18 protein-coding genes are annotated in these 17,861 nt (G+C 62.6%); 9 read left to right on the top strand and 9 right to left on the bottom strand.

The window, feature by feature from the left end; translation table 11 throughout:
* Positions 1 to 172 precede the first annotated feature (172 nt).
* The gene (locus QA600_RS00325; protein ID WP_278289994.1) at positions 173 to 298 is read left to right on the top strand and encodes a hypothetical protein; all 126 of its coding nucleotides are present in this window, start codon (positions 173 to 175) and stop codon (positions 296 to 298) included.
* Here QA600_RS00325 and QA600_RS00320 read toward each other — a convergent pair whose 3' ends face one another.
* From QA600_RS00320 to QA600_RS00310, 3 genes are all read right to left on the bottom strand, one after another.
* Positions 299 to 2,359, bottom strand: a complete 2,061-nt coding sequence (locus tag QA600_RS00320; RefSeq protein ID WP_278289993.1) for a hypothetical protein — start codon at positions 2,357 to 2,359, stop codon at positions 299 to 301. It abuts the gene before it with no gap.
* Between the two features lie 75 nt (positions 2,360 to 2,434).
* Positions 2,435 to 3,136, bottom strand: coding sequence for a hypothetical protein (locus QA600_RS00315; RefSeq protein ID WP_278289992.1), 702 nt, complete (start codon positions 3,134 to 3,136; stop codon positions 2,435 to 2,437).
* A 63-nt stretch (positions 3,137 to 3,199) separates the two neighbouring features.
* Positions 3,200 to 3,958 carry a DUF5781 family protein gene (locus QA600_RS00310; RefSeq protein ID WP_278289991.1) on the bottom strand — a complete coding sequence of 253 codons (759 nt, stop codon included), beginning with the start codon at positions 3,956 to 3,958 and terminating at the stop codon, positions 3,200 to 3,202.
* 191 nt (positions 3,959 to 4,149) lie between these two features.
* Here QA600_RS00310 and QA600_RS00305 point away from each other — a divergent pair, with 191 nt between their 5' ends.
* A complete protein-coding gene (locus QA600_RS00305) occupies positions 4,150 to 6,336 on the top strand; it encodes an elongation factor EF-2 (protein ID WP_278289990.1) in 2,187 nt (728 codons plus the stop codon).
* Between the two features lie 260 nt (positions 6,337 to 6,596).
* On the opposite strand, the gene serS is transcribed toward QA600_RS00305, so the two are convergent.
* On the bottom strand, positions 6,597 to 7,976 hold the full coding sequence (gene serS / locus QA600_RS00300; protein ID WP_278289989.1) for a serine--tRNA ligase: 1,380 nt from the start codon (positions 7,974 to 7,976) through the stop codon (positions 6,597 to 6,599).
* Between the two features lie 111 nt (positions 7,977 to 8,087).
* On the opposite strand from serS, the gene QA600_RS00295 reads away from it, so the two are divergent.
* The gene (locus QA600_RS00295) at positions 8,088 to 9,302 is read left to right on the top strand and encodes a TrkA C-terminal domain-containing protein (RefSeq protein WP_278289988.1); all 1,215 of its coding nucleotides are present in this window, start codon (positions 8,088 to 8,090) and stop codon (positions 9,300 to 9,302) included.
* A gap of 22 nt (positions 9,303 to 9,324) precedes the next feature.
* Here the strand turns inward: QA600_RS00295 and QA600_RS00290 are convergent, their stop codons facing one another.
* The 3 genes from QA600_RS00290 to QA600_RS00280 all read right to left on the bottom strand — a co-directional run bounded on the left by QA600_RS00290 (position 9,325) and on the right by QA600_RS00280 (position 10,818).
* Entirely contained in the window at positions 9,325 to 9,465 is a 141-nt protein-coding gene (locus tag QA600_RS00290; RefSeq protein ID WP_005554523.1) for a hypothetical protein, read from the bottom strand.
* A gap of 205 nt (positions 9,466 to 9,670) precedes the next feature.
* Positions 9,671 to 10,249, bottom strand: coding sequence for a magnesium transporter (locus tag QA600_RS00285; protein ID WP_278289987.1), 579 nt, complete (start codon positions 10,247 to 10,249; stop codon positions 9,671 to 9,673).
* Positions 10,249 to 10,818 (bottom strand): magnesium transporter, encoded by a 570-nt coding sequence (locus QA600_RS00280; protein ID WP_278289986.1) that lies wholly within the window; start codon positions 10,816 to 10,818, stop codon positions 10,249 to 10,251. Before QA600_RS00280 ends, QA600_RS00285 begins: the two co-directional genes overlap by 1 nt.
* Before the next feature lie 204 nt (positions 10,819 to 11,022).
* On the opposite strand from QA600_RS00280, the gene QA600_RS00275 reads away from it, so the two are divergent.
* The 3 genes from QA600_RS00275 to QA600_RS00265 are packed head-to-tail and all read left to right on the top strand — an operon-like array spanning position 11,023 to position 12,723.
* On the top strand, positions 11,023 to 11,190 hold the full coding sequence (locus QA600_RS00275; RefSeq protein WP_278289985.1) for a hypothetical protein: 168 nt from the start codon (positions 11,023 to 11,025) through the stop codon (positions 11,188 to 11,190).
* Positions 11,177 to 12,232, top strand: coding sequence for a magnesium transporter (gene mgtE, locus QA600_RS00270; RefSeq protein WP_278289984.1), 1,056 nt, complete (start codon positions 11,177 to 11,179; stop codon positions 12,230 to 12,232). The genes QA600_RS00275 and mgtE overlap by 14 nt, the downstream gene beginning before the upstream one ends.
* Positions 12,233 to 12,285: 53 nt before the next feature.
* A complete protein-coding gene (locus tag QA600_RS00265; protein ID WP_278289983.1) occupies positions 12,286 to 12,723 on the top strand; it encodes a universal stress protein in 438 nt (145 codons plus the stop codon).
* Here QA600_RS00265 and crcB read toward each other — a convergent pair.
* Positions 12,720 to 13,091 (bottom strand): fluoride efflux transporter CrcB, encoded by a 372-nt coding sequence (gene crcB / locus QA600_RS00260; protein WP_278290406.1) that lies wholly within the window; start codon positions 13,089 to 13,091, stop codon positions 12,720 to 12,722. The two genes, QA600_RS00265 and crcB, sit on opposite strands and share 4 nt — an antisense overlap.
* 56 nt (positions 13,092 to 13,147) lie before the next feature.
* On the bottom strand, positions 13,148 to 13,558 hold the full coding sequence (locus tag QA600_RS00255) for a CrcB family protein (RefSeq protein WP_278289982.1): 411 nt from the start codon (positions 13,556 to 13,558) through the stop codon (positions 13,148 to 13,150).
* Between the two features lie 257 nt (positions 13,559 to 13,815).
* Between QA600_RS00255 and QA600_RS00250 the strand changes: the two genes are divergently transcribed.
* From QA600_RS00250 to QA600_RS00240, 3 genes are all read left to right on the top strand, one after another.
* Entirely contained in the window at positions 13,816 to 14,715 is a 900-nt protein-coding gene (locus QA600_RS00250; RefSeq protein WP_278289981.1) for a cation diffusion facilitator family transporter, read from the top strand.
* A gap of 48 nt (positions 14,716 to 14,763) precedes the next feature.
* Positions 14,764 to 15,684 carry an MBL fold metallo-hydrolase gene (locus QA600_RS00245; RefSeq protein WP_278289980.1) on the top strand — a complete coding sequence of 307 codons (921 nt, stop codon included), beginning with the start codon at positions 14,764 to 14,766 and terminating at the stop codon, positions 15,682 to 15,684.
* 123 nt (positions 15,685 to 15,807) lie between these two features.
* Positions 15,808 to 17,793 carry a long-chain fatty acid--CoA ligase gene (locus QA600_RS00240; protein ID WP_278289979.1) on the top strand — a complete coding sequence of 662 codons (1,986 nt, stop codon included), beginning with the start codon at positions 15,808 to 15,810 and terminating at the stop codon, positions 17,791 to 17,793.
* The last annotated feature ends 68 nt before the right edge of the window (positions 17,794 to 17,861 follow it).

Below are 17,861 nucleotides of genomic sequence, written 5' to 3'. Positions count from 1 at the left end.
TTACCTTGTTGTATATCCAACACGGCATTATATATTATACATCCTGCACTCGACTCTTATTTATATTGATTTGACTTTTTAGAACTTCAAAATACAGAATGGATCTATGATTTCCCTGTATGTTATATTAAAATAAATTCATTACGTGTCGGCACAATGGTCTACGTGTACCATGACGGACCTGACCCACTACCTGAAGAAGCACCCACGAATGATCGGCGTCCTGTTTACGATGCTACTGGCCATCTCACAGGCAGGAACCGCGGCAGCGAACGGCGGTTCGTTCGCAGGGCCATAGTCACGGAGAATCGAGTTCGTCGCTCCAGTAAACCGTTCCGTTGATTACTACTGGAAATTTTCCCTCGTTCAAGAAATCCCGTAGATTCTTCTCATCGACTCGTATCTGCCCTGTACTTCCAGGGACTATGTAGTAGGAATCGACAGATTCTAAATGTGGGGTGAAGACAGCTCCTTTTTCTGCCGGAACCGAATCGTACATTTTGATTTCGACAATGGTATTGTCGTCTTCCTGTTGCATGAAACAAACATTTGGAACGACCGTTTCTGCTTGTGCGATAGTCGTTCGACCGTCACCAACCATCCGATACTGTTCACTCATAATGCTTTCTTCTTGAGCAACATCTAACGCACCATAGAGTGGGAATCCTCGATTCAGCAGTTGTGCGATTATACTCCCGATCTTGACCGCCCCACTGTTCACGACGTTTCCGAAGGTAACAATCCCCCCTAAACTACCAGCCTTGATCAAATGTAACCCCTGGTCATGAGATTGGCAGGCGTTTAACAGGAACGCCTTTGCATTGGAGGATTTGATTGTTGTCCCGTCTAGCCTTCCATCCGAACATTCAAATCCTTCTTTATCTATATGGCCAATATAATGTAGAAAATCACTCTCGGCTTCCAGTATTTGTTCTAATTCTCGAGTAGAAGTGTTGTAATACAGTGTAACATCAAAGGGTAGTTCTTCTCTGTTTCCGTACGTCCTATCCACAGATTTAGCTTCTTCATTCATATCTACATCATTACAAACTACTTTAATTTCGATCGGTTTATCCCGGGGATTTCGACCGATGTTGTTTTTGAAGGCAGAAAGAGGTGCCGTACTCATGATATTTGAACCGTCCTTTCCTTTCCAACGTTGCTCAACTGACGTAGGTCGATCGTGGAGATCCGACGTCGGCTCGTTGCTTCTGGTGATCTCAGGATTTCGGGTAGGAGTACTTCGTGTAAAATCCGAAATGGCATCCGCTTCGTCTCCGAGACCAGGGGGGTCCTGCTGATCGCCGTCTTGGACGTGTATCGGCGCAAGATAATTGGATACGAAGGGCAAAAACTCAATGGTTTCTGGACTGGGATTTAATCGTATTTCGAGTTGCCAGTCTGGCATATAAGGGTCAATAGTAGAAAACGGAGTTTCGAGATAGGTTTGCACCTGTTCACCGATCGATTGTTCATATATCGTCGGAATATCGTATTCAAGTGCCGATTCAATCAAATCCCGATTATGAAGAGGTAGGGGTGAGGACCCTTCTGTTCGAGATACACAATCGAGAAAGAAAACTTGCTGTAGGACCCGCTTGACTGTTGACTCAAACCCTTTCTGGCTGCTAAGAGAATAGGAATAACCAGTACCGGTTGTAAGTCTCGGCTGTGAACCCGGAACGACCTCTGCTCCGAGATAGTAGGCAAGTGGTCCAACGATGAAGACGTGACGATGTGTGGGTGGTATTTCGATCTCGATACCGGTTTTCCACTGTTCCAATCCTTCAGGTATAACGAGCTCGTTCCCTTTCTCAATAGCGGGTGGATGTCCACGTAATGTCGGATACGATCGATCAGGTGTTGTTGTTTTGAGTGCCGATCCAAAGGTCGAAACGGCTCGCATGATGTCGATCGGATCCGCCGTCGTTGTAATCGTTCTTGCTGGGCGGGTGTGATACGAACGAGCACCAAGAATTACTGGAACTCGGCTATTGAAGCCTATGTGGGTCTGGTGAGGGTCTGAGTACACCTGAACGGAGCTGTTAACACAAGCATAGAGTTTCAATGGTCCAGATAGATCAAGCGTATACTCTCCATTCAGCAGGAAGGTCTGTTCGTCGGGTTTTACTTCGGCGACCATCGCCCCGGTCTCGTCACGGACGTAGACGTAGTGCGTCGTCGGTAGCGTGAGCGTATCGGTCGTGATTCGAACCGCCGAATCCACCGGATACTGAATCTCGTCGGTATCGGCGGGGTCGATCGACACCGGATCGTGGGTCGTCAGTCGGTACCGGTGTCGTTCGATCCGATCGATGATCTCGAGTCCGTCGTCGGTCGGCTCGAACGTCGGTTTCATCCGAGAACCTGCCCCGCCACTTCGCCTCGAGCATCGGCCATCGGGGACAGTGCGTCTCCAGCCGACATACTCTCGTTACAGCTGTCGCGTCGAAATCCAGCCCGAGCACAGCGATTCGTCCTTGAGCGACCACCGTTCTTGGCAGACCCCGTTGTGTGTCCGAAGCTCGACGACAACGTCGAAAAGGGGCGTGAGTACCGGGACGACCTCGTTCTGCCGATCGACCGGGAGCCGGTAGTGAATCATACCGTCGGCTCTTCTTACCCGTCCGTTAGTGAGGTGGATAAACCGGAACACGCGTTCCGTGCCGTATGTCTCGAGCAGCGGGAGCAGCGAGTCGACGCCGATCCGTAGCTCGGAGGGTTCGAGCCCGTCCGCGGCGGTTTCGAACGACTCGATCGCGCTCGAGATCTCGATCCCGAGGTCGGCGAGCGTCTCGGTGGTCGTTACGGGGACGTCGATCGACGGCGCCGGTCCGTGGGCGCTCGAGGCGGCGCTGGCGCTTCGGACGTCGATCTCGTGGCGGACGATTCGGTGGCTGTCCAGGGGAGTCTCGTCGACGAGCGACTCGATCGGTGCGCTCTCGCCGGTCGTCGAAACCAGAACGCGTCGCCGCGGACGGTCCGTGGCGTGTCCGAGTAGCCGGCGGCAGGTCTCGGCCTGCTGGCTCGCCCGGGCCGACCCGACGACGAGGACGCTCGCTCCGCGGCGTTTCAGTCGCGATAGTTCCTCGATAAACGCGTCGCCCGGTCCGCGGGGTTCTGTCTCGGAGAGCATTGCCAGTATGTTCCATACTAATGAGGTGTAAAACATTAAACGTTCGGGTCGCTGACGACGACGTCACGCCTCGGTCGAGGAGCCCCCCTCACCGACGTACGCCCGAGTCGCGTCGACGAGGACCTGCCGATAGCTGCTCGAGTCTGGGTCCCTGGTTAGTTCCCTAAACCGACGCTTGAACGCGTGGAACGGCACGTCGGGAGCATCCACCGCGGCGACGTGGGCGAGGTCGTACAGACGGTGATCCGACTCGACGAGGTCGTGTCGTTCCGCAAGCGCCAGGGCAAACGCCGCGTTGACGGCCGTAATTTCGGGATCGGCGCTCGCCGAGAGCCTCGTTCGGCCGGTCCGTGGCGTGGTTTGAGGCCTGTCGACGACTGCCGCCGCGAGGCTCGACTCGAGAAACGAGAGGAGCTTCTCGCCGGGACCGACCGAGAGCGTGATGTCGTCGGCATAGATATCCTTCATGTGGTTTGCGATCTGGTAGCAATGAGAGAGCTTGCGCCGCTCGACGCTTTTCCCGGCCAGTGCGAGGTACAGCACCTCCTCGGTCGACTGGGTGTGGGAGGGATGGCTCTGTTCGTATCTGGCCATATGGGCGAACTCGTGGAGGGCGAGCTCACGAGCCATCGCGCTCGAGGCGGCCTGTCGGGAGATGTTCAGGACGTGTCGGTCGTCGTAGTGACCGGCCCAGGTGCGGACGTCGGGGTCGTCGCGAAGCTCGACGTCGACCGGGAGGGAGAGGTCGTACTCAGTCTCGAACAGGTCTCGGGCACCGAGAAAAGGGGCTGTCGGACCCGAGCCGGTAACGCGAATATCCATGTGTGGCCGTATCACGGGCCGTGACTGTATGGCTCTTACGCCCGTCGTCGGTTCCCGACTGAACGGGAGATTGCTGTGTGCCATTCACTCACGTAAATTAGTCTTTCGTCGCTCCAGAGCGGGATACGCGCCGAATCCCGCCGACGACGAAACACTACCCTTTTGACCCCGCTACCGGTATTGGGGGGTATATGGGCCGACGCAAGAAGATCGTCCAAGAGTGTGAACGGCTGATGGACGAACCGGAGCATATCCGGAATATCGCCATCGCCGCTCACGTCGATCACGGGAAAACGACCCTTTCGGACAACCTCCTCGCGGGAGCCGGCATGATCTCCGACGAGACCGCCGGCGAACAGCTCGCGATGGACACGGAGGAAGACGAGCAGGAGCGTGGGATCACCATCGACGCGGCTAACGTTTCGATGACCCACGAGTACGAGGACACGAACCACCTCATCAACCTCATCGACACGCCGGGCCACGTCGACTTCGGCGGCGACGTCACCCGCGCAATGCGCGCCGTCGACGGTGCGCTGGTCGTCGTAGACGCCGTCGAAGGGGCCATGCCCCAGACCGAGACGGTTCTGCGGCAGGCGCTTCGCGAGGGCGTCAAGCCGACCCTGTTCATCAACAAGGTCGACCGCCTGATCTCCGAGCTCCAGGAGGGTCCCGAGGAGATGCAGCGTCGACTCGTCTCGGTCATCAACGACGTCAACGAGCTGATCCGCGGAATGACCGAGGACATGGACGACATCGAGGACTGGACGGTCTCCGTCGAGGACGGCACCGTCGGTTTCGGCTCCGCCCTGTACAAGTGGGGCGTCTCGATGCCGTCGATGCAGGCAACCGGTATGGACTTCGGGGACATCATGGAGCTCGAGCGCAACGACCAGCGCCAGGAGCTCCACGAGCGGACGCCGCTGTCGGACGTCGTCCTCGACATGGTCTGTGAGCACTTCCCGAACCCCGTCAAGGCCCAGCCACGACGTATTCCGCGCATCTGGCGCGGTGACGACGAGACCGAGCTCGCGGAAGGGATGCGTCTCGTCGACGAGACCGGCGAGGTCGTCTTCATGGTCACCGACATCGGGATGGACCCCCACGCGGGCGAGATCGCCTCCGGTCGCGTCTTCTCGGGCTCCCTCGAGAAGGGCCAGGAGCTGTACGTCTCCGGAACTGCGGGTAAGAACCGCGTCCAGTCCGTCGGCATCTACATGGGTGGCGAGCGCGAGGAAGTCGAACGCGTCCCCGCCGGTAACATCGCGGCCGTCACCGGCCTCCGCGACGCCATCGCCGGCTCGACCGTCTCGAGCGTCGAGATGACGCCCTTCGAGTCGATCGAGCACATCTCCGAGCCGGTCATTACGAAGTCCGTCGAGGCGAAAAGTATGGACGACCTGCCAAAGCTGATCGAAACCCTTCGACAGGTCTCCAAAGAGGATCCGACGATCCAGATCGAGATCAACGAGGAGACCGGCGAGCACCTGATCTCCGGACAGGGAGAACTTCATCTCGAAGTGATCACCCAGCGTATCGAAAAGAATCAGGGTATTCCAGTCAACACTGGTGAACCGATCGTCGTCTACCGCGAGCAGCCCCAGGAACCCAGCGACGAGATCGAGGGCATCTCACCGAACCGCCACAACCGCTTCTACGTCTCCATCGAACCGATGTCGGACGAACTCGTCGAGGCGATCCAGCTCGGCGAGGCGTCGATGGATATGCCCGAGCAGGAGCGCCGCGAAGCCCTGCAGAACGCTGGCATGGAGAAGGACGACTCTCAGGAGGTCGAGCACATCCACGGGACGAACATCCTCATCGACGACACGAAAGGTATCCAGCACCTGAACGAGACGATGGAACTCGTGATCGAGGGATTCGAGGACGCCCTCAACAACGGCCCCCTCGCAAACGAGCCGGTTCAGGGGACGCTCATCCGGCTGCACGACGCCAGGCTCCACGAGGACACGATCCACCGCGGTCCGGCACAGGTCATCCCGGCAACTCGAAACGCGCTCCACAACGCCCTGATCGACGGCCGCATCAAGATGCTCGAGCCGATGCAGGACGTTCGTATCGACGTCCCCAACGACCACATGGGCGCCGCCTCCGGGGAGATTCAGGGTCGACGTGGCCGCGTCGACGACATGTACCAGGAAGGCGACCTGATGGTCGTCGAGGGGATCGCACCCGTCGGCGAGATGATCGGCTTCGCGAGCGACATTCGTAGCGCGACCGAGGGCCGCGCCTCCTGGAACACGGAGAACGCCGGCTTCGAGGTCATGTCCGACTCCCTCCAGCGCGAGAAGATCATGGAGATCCGCGAGCGCAAGGGCATGAAGCTCGAACTGCCCGAGATCATCCAGTACATCTAAACCGCCGCCCTTCTCTCTCGATTCGTTTCTTCTTTCGCGTCCGCTTTCGTAGCGGAGCCAACGCCCGCTCGTGTTCTGAACCGCCGGGAACGGTTCGGGAACTTCCACCGCTTCACTCGCCGAGCCGATAGTGACTGTGCTGACGGCTCGGGAACTGGTGCGAAATCAGCGGTCAGAACTCGACTCGGAAACGAGAGGAGAGCGTCGAACCGGCCCAACGCGGTATCGGGCCGCTGTCGACGACTACCGCTCGCCGCGACTCACTCCTGCTCGCCGGCACCCAGCGCGCTCTCGCCGACCTTTTCGTGGCCCTCGATGACCTCCTGTCCGCCCATGTACGGCTGCAGCGCCTCGGGGATCGTCACGGTGCCGTCCTCGTTCTGGTGGTACTCGAGGATCGCCACCATAACCCGCGGAAGGGCGAGTCCCGAGGCGTTGAGCGTGTGGAGGTACTCGGCCGACTCGTGGCGCTCGGGTCGGTAGCGAAGTCCGGCGCGGCGGGCCTGAAAGTCCTCGAAGTTCGAGGCGCTCGAGACCTCGAGCCAGCGCCCGCCTTCCTCGGGGCCGTCGTCCATGTCGTCGCCGGGCGCCCAGACCTCGATGTCGTACGTTTTCGCCGAAGCGAAGGTCAGGTCGCCCGTACATAGCTCGAGGATGCGGTAGGGGAGCTCGAGTTGGCGCAGGACCTCCTCGGCCTCGTCGAGCAGCGACTCGAGGCGGTCGTAGCTGTCCTCGGGCTCGACGAAGTTGACGAGCTCGACCTTGTTGAACTGGTGGACGCGAACGATGCCACGGGTTTCGGTGCCGTGTTCGCCAGCCTCGCGCCGGAAGTTGGGCGTGTACGCCTGGTGTTTGAGTGGGAGGTCGTCCGTGAGCAGGATCTCGTCGGCGTACATGTTCGTGACCGGGACCTCGGCGGTCGGGCAGAGCCAGAGGTCGTCGTCTTCGTACTCCTCGTCGTTGCTCCCGCCCAGTCGGTAGGCGTCGTCGGCGAACTTCGGCAGCTGACCGGTGCCACGCATCGACTTGCTCGTGACGGGAACCGGCGGGAAGAGGTCGACGTACCCCTGCTCGCGGTGGATATCCATCATGAACTGGATCAGCGCGTGCTCGAGGCGAGCGCCGTCACCCTTGAGGAAGTAAAAGCCCGATCCGGTCGTTTTGGCGCCGCGTTCCTCGTCGATGATGTCCAATTCCTCGCCGAGTTCGTAGTGGGGAGTGATCTCGTCGGCGTCGACGCGCAGGTCGTCGAACCCCCAGCGTCGATCCTCGACGTTGTGTCGCTCGTCGAGGCCCAGCGGCACGCTCTCGTCGGGAATCTGTGGAACCTCGAGCATCCGTTCGCGGAGCTCGTCGCCGAGTTCGGTCGCCTCGGCTTCGACGTCTTCGATCTCGGCTTTGAGCTCCTTCGACTCCTCGATGGCCTCGTCCTTCTCGTCCTGTTTGCCCTTTGCGACCAGCGAGCCGATCCGCTCGGTCACCTGGTTTCGCTCATGGCGAAGCTCGTCGCCGCGGGCCTTCAGCTCTCGCCAGTGCTCGTCGATCTCGATCAGCTCGTCGAGGTCGACGTCGGCACCGCGGTTGTCGAGCGCCTCGCGGACGGCCTCGGGGTCCTCACGCAGGAGGCTCCGGTCGATCATTGGTCGTGGATTCTCCGTGCCGGTCCAAAACCGTGTCGGAAGGCGTCGTTTCGCGAATCCGCGACTCGGCGGCGGGAAACGTTTTTTTGACCCGGGTTGGTGGATTAGGACATGGATCCGTTCGAGGACGAGCCGTCGCCGGTGTCGATCGAGTACGAGCCCGTCAGCGTCAAGGACGTACTCGTCGAAATGAAAGATACCGCGGAACTGTTGATCGATCTCTCCTACTCCGCCGTCCTCCACCGCAACGAGGACCTCGCTCGGGAGGTGCTCCGCCTCGAGCGTCAGATGGACGTCCTCGAGATGCGCGCCCGAATGGGGCTGTTGATGGCCTCGCGGAACCCCTCGGACGCCGAACAGCTGGCGCCGGTGCTGGGGATCGTCGCCGCGACGGGGACGATAAGCGATGCGGCCGGCGACATCGCGAAGATCGTCTTAGAGGAGATGGGACTGCCCGAGGCGATGCGTGCGGCGCTCCCCGAGGCCGCCGGCGTGTTGGTCCGGGGCGTCGTCGACGCGAACTCCGCGTACGCCGATCGAACGCTCGAGGATATCGACCTCGAGTCCGAAACCGGCGTCCGCGTGATCGCGCTCCGGCGCGGCGAGGAGTGGCTGCTCAACCCCGGTCCGACGACGACGGTCGCGGCCGACGACGTCGCCTTCCTCCGCGGCCCGGACGCGGCGATCGAGGAGGTGTACGAGACGTTGACCGGGACGGCCTACGAGGTTCCCACCGTCGAGACATCGGACATCGACGACCTCGAGCGGGCCGTGGACACGATCATCCACATGAAGAACCTCTCGGAGCTGGCGATCGACCTGGCCTACAGCAGCGTCCTGTTCGACAGCGAGGCCCTCGCGGAGGAGGTCCGGAATCTCGAGGTCGAGGTCGACGCGATGCAGTCCCGGTTCGAGGCCTGGACGCTCCGGGCAGCCGCAGACGCCCACGATCCCGTCTCGCTTCGAGGACTGATTCGACTCGGCACGAGCACGGAGGTCATCAGCGACGCCGCGATCGATCTCAGCGAGGGCGTGTTCCGGGACATCGAGGTTCATCCGGTCGTCGGCATGGCCGTCGAGGAGAGCGACGAGATCATCACCCGGATCGAGGTCGAGCCGGGAAGCGACCTCGACGGAGCGGGGGTCGACGCCGGCGTCCCGGAGACGGAGCCGACGATGTCGGTGATCGCCATCCGTCGCCCCGAGGAGGGGTGGCTGCTGATCGGTGACGCCGACGCGGAGATCAACGGCGGCGACGTGCTCATCGCGAAGGGGACCCGGACGGCCGCCGAGGCGTTCGGGGAGCTCTCTCGAGGGCCGGAGTAGTTCGGCGTTCCGGTAGTTCCGGTCAGCCGGCGTGCTCGAGCAACACCGTGACGAGCTCGAGGTACAGCAGGGCGCCGAGCACGGCGACGATAACCGCCAGCGCCAGTGGAACGGTCGCGTGTCGTCGCTCCCGCGTTCGGAACGCGCGGACGAGCCAGCTCATCGGCCCGTTCGCCCCGGTCCGGACACGTTTCGGGGGGAGTCTCGTGGCGTTCGTTCGATGCGAATCGATTCGACTTCCATGCACACAACCCCCACACGATGACACTTGAAGTTCAGTCAGACGCCCGACGGACGGACGGCACACGTCGTCCGATCTCGTCGAAATCGCCCGATTCGGCGGATCGTCTCGAGCTCGATAGGGGAGCTCAGAATCCCAGCACGAGCGCCGAGACGCCGATGAAGATAACCATGCCGAAGACGTCGACGACGTTCGTGACGACCGGGATCGTCGTGTCGTCGGGGTCAACGCCCAGCCGGTAGGAGGCATACGTCGTCGCGAAGCTGAACAGGACCGCGATGACGGCGACGGACATTCCGCTGACCAGCGAGATCGTCAGCAGCGTCGTGAGCGGAAGCGTCGAGCCGATGAGCGCGCCGAGCAGGTAGGCGCCGAACGCCAGCGCAGTAAAGATCGTCGCCGCGAGCGCGAGCACCGCACCGACGTTCGCCCACAGCTCCCGGTCCCGAGGATCGAACTCGGTCGTCCCCAGGTGGAGTCGCGTCGAGAGCCGCGAGCTCAGGATCGCGCCGAGGTTGCCGCCCATGTCGACCATCGTCGGCACCATGATCGCGAGGATGCCGTACTGCTCGAGCATCTCCTCGGCTTCCTCGAGGGTGATCCCCGCCCAGAGGACGATCACACAGAGGACGATCAACAGCGGGAACATGTTGCCGACGATGCTGCGAACCTCCCAGCTCCCGAGCGAGCCCTGCGGAACGACCATCAGACGAGCACCTCCACGAGGCCGATCGCGAACAGCATGAACAGCATCCCGAAGATATCACCGAGCGTCGTCACGATTGGGCCGACGAGGTTGTCGGGGTCGTAGCCGTACTTGAAGCCCGCGAAGATCAGCGCCAGCAGGCCGAAGATGAGCACGACGGACGTGAGGATGCCGGCGATCAGCATGATCCCGACCAGCTCGTACAGCGCGGCGACCTCCCAGCCCAGAATCAGCAGCGCGATCCAGGTGATGACGCCGATCACGAGCGAGATCCCGATTCCGTTGATGAACGACGCCACGATCGCGTTGATCAGTCGCTGGTTGTATTCGAACCGCGGCTCGATCAGCCCCTGATGGAGCCCGCTCGAGATCCGTCCGCCCAGCGCGCCGTAGACGTTGCCCCGTGTGGCCAGGAAGACCGGGATCATCACGAGTAGGCCGGGGAATCGTTCGACGCTCTCGACCATCCCCTCGAGCACCAGCCCGGCGAAGAGTCCGCCACCGAGGGCGATCAGTAGGATGGGCAGCGCCTCGCGGTAGATCGACCAGAACTCCTCCCGTACGCTCATAGCAGTATCTTTCGTAGTCGACTGTTAAACGTATCGGGAAGGAATAGCAAGCCGTCGGCCGTTCGGCGGTGATCCCCTATCCGACGTGTAGGTGTGGCGAACGACCGTACAGGGTTTCTGTGTGTTCGGATATCGTGGGAATATATTTCACCCTTAGACCTAGTCCGAAACCTCTTTTAGCCGTCTCTAACGATCGAGTAGCGTATGCTGAACACCAACCACAGCAATCCGTTCGGCGCCGAGACGACTATCAATGACACACACCACGAGCGCGGTCGTACGCTCGAGGAGCTAATTCTCGACCTGCTCGAAGGCGAGTTTTCGGGGGCCATGGGCTCGCACGTCCGGGGTGAGGTGTATGGAGGACGCTGAGCGCACTCGCGCCGCCGACGGCGGTACCGAGTTCCACGCCGACCGCGTCGCCGACGTCACGGAGGCCGATTTCGTCGCGGTCACCCAGGAGACGTTCGTCGGACACGCGATCGAGCAGTTCCGCGATTTCGAACCCGTTTCCGACGAAACCACCGTTTATTACCTGTACGTTACCGATAATTCGGGCCGACTCGTCGGCGTCATGTCCCTTCGGGAGCTTCTCAACGCGCCCGAAGACGACGTCGTCGAGACCCACATGCACACCGACCTCGTCACGATTGATGCGGACGCCGATCCCGAGCACGCGGCCGACGAGATCGCAGAGCGGGACTTTCCCGCCCTGCCGGTCATCGACGACGAGGGCATGCTCGTCGGCGTCCTCCGCACCGAGGACATGATCGAGGTCGTCGAGGAGGAGGCGACCGAGGACATCCTGAAGAGCGCGGGCTTTTCCTTTACCGACGTCGAGACCGCCCGTAGCTCCGCGATCCTCGAGTCCTCGATCACGCGTATTCTCAAACTCCGGCTGCCGTGGCTGATCATCGCCCTCGCGGGCGGTCTGATGGCCGGCGGCGTCATCGAACAGTTCGAGGAGACGCTCGAGGCGGTCGTCGCACTGGCCTTTTTCGTTCCCGTCATCATGGACATGGGCGGCAACGTCGGTACGCAGGCATCGACGATCTTCGTCCGCGGCCTCGCGCTCGGTCACATCGACGACCGAAACGCGATGCGCCACTTCGCCCGCGAGGGGCTAGTCGGCCTCCTGATCGGCCTCATCATCGGTGGCATCGGCGCCGCAGCGGCCTACGTCTGGCAGATCAACGAGCCCTACGCCCTCGAGCTGGCGACGGTCGTCTTCGTCGGCCTCGTGTCGGTCTGTGTCGTCGCGTCGGTCGTCGGCTACGTGATCCCCTGGATCATGAACAAGCTCGGTTTCGACCCCGCCGCGGCGTCGGACCCGCTGATCACGACGGTCAAGGACATCACCGCGCTCCTGATCTACTTCGGGCTCGCGGCGGTCCTGCTGGCCGAGCTGATCTAAACGCGGCTTCGTTTTCGCGGTAATTTTTATTCGTCGCCGTCGATGACTCTGCTATGACAGCGCACGTTCTCGTCCCCGTCGACGGCTCCCGTCCGTCCCGTGCAGCGCTCGAGTACGCTCTCGAGCAGTTCCCCGACGCCGAGCTAACCCTGCTGTACGTCGTCGATCCGATGACCGACTACAGCCGCCAGCGCGCCTACCCGGGCTACACGACCGAGGACGAGTACACATCCGAACGCGAGAAGGGCGAGGCCGTCCTCGAGTCCCTCGAGGAGACGCTGCCGGACGACGTCTCGGTCGGAACGGTCGTCGAGGCGGGCGATCCGGCTCGGACCATCGTGCGCTACGCCGACGACCACGGCGCCGACAGGATCGTTCTCGGCAGTCACGGACGCGAGGGCGTCGCGAGATACCTTTTGGGAAGCGTGGCCGAAACGGTCGTTCGGCGCGCGGCCGTCCCGGTTACGGTGATCAACGACCGCGAGGCCTAAAGTGCGGAAACGAGCACCCAGGCCAACCCGATCGCCGCGAGCGAGAGCGCGAGGTTCCCCGCCGCGTTCGCGACCGCGACCTTTCGATCCCCGCGCTCGTAGAGCTGGACCGTCTCGACCGAGAACGACGAGAACGTGGTGAACGCGCCGCAGATGCCGATCCCGACCAGCTGAATCACCGACTCGCCCGCACCCGCGAACGTCGCCGCACCGAAGACGAAGCTCCCGACGACGTTGACGACCAGCGTCGGCCACGGGTAGCGCTCGTCAGAGAGCTGCTCGTAGACGGCGTAGCGCAACAGGGCACCGATCGCACCGCCGATACCGACGAGGTGGGCGGCCTCGAACTCGAGGGCGCCGTCCTCGATGACGGGCTCGAGAACGAGGACGACGGCGAGGGCCGACGCCGGCGACTCGAGCGCGATCACGCCGTCTCACCGCCGGCTGCCGCCGGCCGCCAGTCGCGGACCTTGCGGGCGAGCTCCCGTCCCGCGAGCACGCCGGTGAAGCCGAGTCCGTAGTTGGCGACGACGATGCCGACGAGCAGCCACGGCTCGGCGGCGATGGCGGTCTGGACCGCGAACGTGCTGTAGGTCGTCAGCGAGGAGAGAAAGCCGGTGGTAAACACCAGCTTGGCCTTTCGGTCGACGACGCCGGTGTACTGGGCCTCGTAGACGACGAAGCCGAGCAGGAAGCTTCCGACGACGTTGACGACGAGTACGGCGAGGACGTCGGAGAGGAGACCCAGGGTAAAGAACCGGAGGTTCGAGCCGGCGAAGCCACCGATCGCGATCAGTGCGAGCGTCTCGAGTCGGACGAGCGGATGATCTCTCATGGCTGACTGATAGCAGGGACCGTCAGCCGGTCGTACGGTCGGTCCCGCGGATGGACCGAGCGGTTGCGCAAGCGGCACGCGGCTGCGGGCAGCGCGCGACCGCGAACGCGGTGAACGAGTCGCCGGCGGTTGTGGCAGGCGGGCCCCATCGCCCGGATAGCGGACCGTTCTCACACCACCCAAATGAGGATTGCGAAAGCCCGACGGACGCCGTCGGGAAGGAAAAGATCCAAGTTTAGACTGTCTCTAAACAGCGTATGGTCGACGAGGCGGGCCGCGACGGATTCACGCGTGCGTCGTGGGCGAACGTCCTCGGCAACGCCGTCAAGATCGTCGTCGAGGGCGCCGTGGGACTGGCCTTCGGGAGCGTCGCGCTCGTGGCCGACGCGGCCCACTCGATCGCGGATCTCGTCGCAAGCGTCGTCGTGCTCGTCTGGGGCCGGAGTTCCTTCGACGAACCCGACGACACCCATCCACACGGCCACGACCGAATCGAGCCGCTGACGGCGCTGTTCGTCGGCGCGGTGATCGCGCTACTTGGACTGAACCTGCTGTACGAGTCCGCACAGGGAGTCGCCCACGGCGTCGACGTCGTCTTCCACCCGCTGTTGCTCGGCGCGCTCGCGTTCGCGATCGTCGACATGTATCTGGTTTACCGCTACACCGAGTACATCAACGAGGCGATCGGCTCGACCGCCCTCGAGGCGCTGGCGACGGACTGTCTCAACGACATCTACACCTCCTTTGCTGCGGTCGTCGGTGTGCTCGGCGTCCTGCTCGGCTTCCCGCTGCTCGATCCGATCGCTGGCGGGCTCGTCAGCCTGCTCGTCATCTACCAGGGCGTCGAGATCGGCCGCGAGAACGTCGGCTACCTCGTCGGCGCGTCGCCCGGCCCGACGAAGCGAGCGGAGGTGACCGAGATCCTCCGGGACCACCCCGCCGTCGAGGGGATCCATGACCTCACCGTCTTCTACGACGGCCCCGTCCTCGAGGTCGAGGTCCACGTCGAAGTCGACGGCGACATGCCGTTTCGGCAGGCCCACGACGTCGAGTCGGAACTGGTCGCCAGCCTCCGCGGGCTCGAGGACGTCGGCGACGCCCACGTCCACCTCGATCCCTCGGGGATCGGCGAGTGGAAGGACCGCCGTGACCGGTAGCCTGGCCGAGACGCCAGCTTTTATTTTATCTCCCGACAGCCTACCGGTATGGAAATCGGTGACGTCCGCCAGGTTACGGCCGGCGATTGTTCGGACCTCTACTACGTGGATACGGGAATGTACGAGACCAGCGGGTACGGCGCCGTCTACATCGTCAACGACGAGCGACCCGCCATCGTCGACACCGGGATCGGGACCAACTACGAGCGGATCCTCGAGGCCCTCGAGGAAGTCGGCATCGCACCCGAGGAGCTCGAGGTCATCGCCGTCACGCACATCCACCTCGACCACGCCGGCGGCGCGGGCTTTCTGGCCGAAGCGTGCCCGAACGCCGACGTCTACGTCCATCCGATCGGCACCTCCCACCTCGCAGACCCCTCGCGGCTGGTCGAGGGAACGAAAGCCGCCGTCGGCGACCAGTGGCAGTACTACGTCGAGCCGAAGCCGGTCCCCGAGGAGCGGATCGTCGAGATCGAGGACGGCGACACGATCGACCTCGGAATTCACGAGCTTCGGGTTCACGAGATGCCCGGCCACGCCCCCCACCAAGTCGTCTTCGAAGATCCCGAGAACGACGCGGTGTTTACCGCCGACGCCGCGGGGATCTGGGAGCCTGAACGCGAGGAAATCCAGGAGACCTCGCCGCCGTCGAACTTCCACCTCGAGCGCTGTCTCGAGGACGTCGAGACCCTCAAAGCGATCGATCCCGACGTCCTCTGTTACGCCCACTTCGGGCCGCGCTACGTCGGCGACGACGCCGAGGCGGTCCTCGAGGAGTACGCGACCGTCCTCGAGGAGTGGGTCCGGGACGTCGAGGAGAAACGCGAGGAGTTCGAGGACGACGAGGCGCTCGTCGACCACTTCGCCTCGAAGTCGGATCTCGGCGACGCGTGGGGCGAGCACAAGGCCGGCGCCGAGGCCGGTATGAACGTCCGTGGCGTCGTCGGCTACTTGGACCACAGAGACTGACCGTCGGGACCGCCCGACTGCCTGTTTTCGACGCAGTCACCGTTCCAGCTCACCAATAAACGCGGTGACAGATGTATTCAGTTTCATCACGTTTTATCGCTCGGGAGGTTCTGTCACACGTATATGCACTGGCGGGACGCCGAACGAGAATACGAGGACGAGGTCACCGGCGAAACGACGCTCGGTCGGATGTTCGACGACGCCGTCGAGCGCCACCCGAACCGACCGGCACAGCGGTACAAGGGCGGCATCTACGACCGCTCGCTGACCGAGTCGGTCCTCGAGCCTGCCGATCCCGACGCGTTCCGGGCGATCTCCTACACGCAGATGCGAAACGTCGTCCGCAACCTCGCGGCGGGCTTTCGCGACCTTGGCGTCGAGCAGGGTGATCGCGTCGGCATCTTCGCCGACACCCGCATGGAGTGGGCCCAGTCCGACTTCGCACTGCTTTCGGCGGGCGCGGTTATCACGACCGTCTACGAGAGCTCCTCGCCCAACCAGGTTCGGTACCTGCTCGACGATCCCGACGCCACCGCGGTCGTCGTCGAGAACGAACGGCTGGTCGAGCGCGTCCTCGAGGTCGAGGACGACCTCGACCTCGAGTTCATCGTCTCGATGGATCGCCTCGAGGGGTACGACGAGCGCGACGACGTCCTGACCCTCGCAGAGGTTCACGATAGGGGCGAAGAGACGTTTGACCTCGACCGCTACGAGGGGTGGCTCGACGCGCCCGACATGGACGACCTGGCCAGCCTCATCTACACGAGCGGGACGACGGGCCAGCCCAAGGGCGTCCAGCTCACCCACCGAAACTTCCGGTCGAACGTCAGCCAGGTCCGCAAGCGCTACGGGCCGCGCCCCGACAAGGACGACGAGCTGCCGGTCATCGACGAGACCGTTCAGTCCGTCTCCTATCTCCCGCTGGCACACGTCTTCGAGCGCACGTCGGGACACTTCCTGCTGTTCGCCAGCGGCGCCTGCGTCGCCTACGCGGAGAGCACCGACACGCTCAAGGAGGACTTCGGGACGGTACAGCCGGACACGGCGACCAGCGTCCCCCGCGTCTACGAGAAGATCTACGACACGATCCGCGAGCAGGCCAGCGAGTCGGGGGTCAAAAAGCGGATCTTCGAGTGGGCGACCGACGTCGGCGTCGAGTACCAGGAGAGCGACGATCCCGGCCCCGTCCTCAGCGCGAAGCAGTCGCTTGCGGACAAACTGGTCTTCTCGAACGTTCGGGAGGCGCTGGGCGGCGAGATCGAGCTCCTGATCAGCGGCGGTGGGAGCCTCTCGAAGGAACTCTGTACGCTGTACCACGCGATGGGACTGCCGATCTACGAGGGGTACGGACTCACCGAGACCGCTCCCGTTGTCTCGGTCAACCCACCCGAGGCGCCCGAGATCGGAACCATCGGGCCGCCGCTTCCCGGCGTCGACGTCCGGATCGACGACTCGCTCGTCGAGGGGGAGACGTTCGACGATCCCGGCGAGGTCGGCGAACTGCTCGTCAGCGGCCCGAACGTCACCCAGGGGTACTGGAACAAGCCCGGCGCGACGACGGAGTCGTTCCTCGAGGACGACGACGGCACCCGCTGGTTCCGAACCGGCGATATCGTTCACCTCCGTCCCGACGACTACATCGAGTTCCGAGATCGGGTCAAGCAGATCCTCGTCCTCTCGACCGGCAAGAACGTCGCGCCCGGCCCGATCGAGGACGCGTTCGCGGCCAGCGAGGTCGTCGAGCAGTGTATGGTCGTCGGCGACGGCGAGAAGTTCGTCGGCGCCCTGCTCGTCCCCAACACGGACCACGTCCGCGAGTGGGCCGACGAACAGGGGATCGACCTCCCCGAGGACCCGCAGGCGATGTGCGACGACGAGCGCGTCCGAGAATACGTCGGTGAGACGGTGGCCGAGGTCAACGAGAACTTTGAGAAACACGAGACGATCAAACGGTTCGAACTCGTCCCGCGGGAGTTCACCGAGGAGAACGACATGTTGACGCCGACGATGAAGAAGAAGCGACGGGTCATCCTCGACCGCTTCGAGGATCGGGTCGAGCGGATCTACGAGGCAGACCGCGAGGACCGGATCGATCCGGTTTCTTCCTGAGCGGTTGACAGTGCCTGCAGAAGGAATACCACCTCTCGATGATATCACTACGCTGAACGCTTCTGGGC

This window comes from Natronococcus sp. A-GB1 (genome assembly GCF_029688845.1).
Classification (GTDB): Archaea; Halobacteriota; Halobacteria; order Halobacteriales; family Natrialbaceae; genus Natronococcus.
This window is presented reverse-complemented; position numbering and strand designations above follow the sequence as displayed.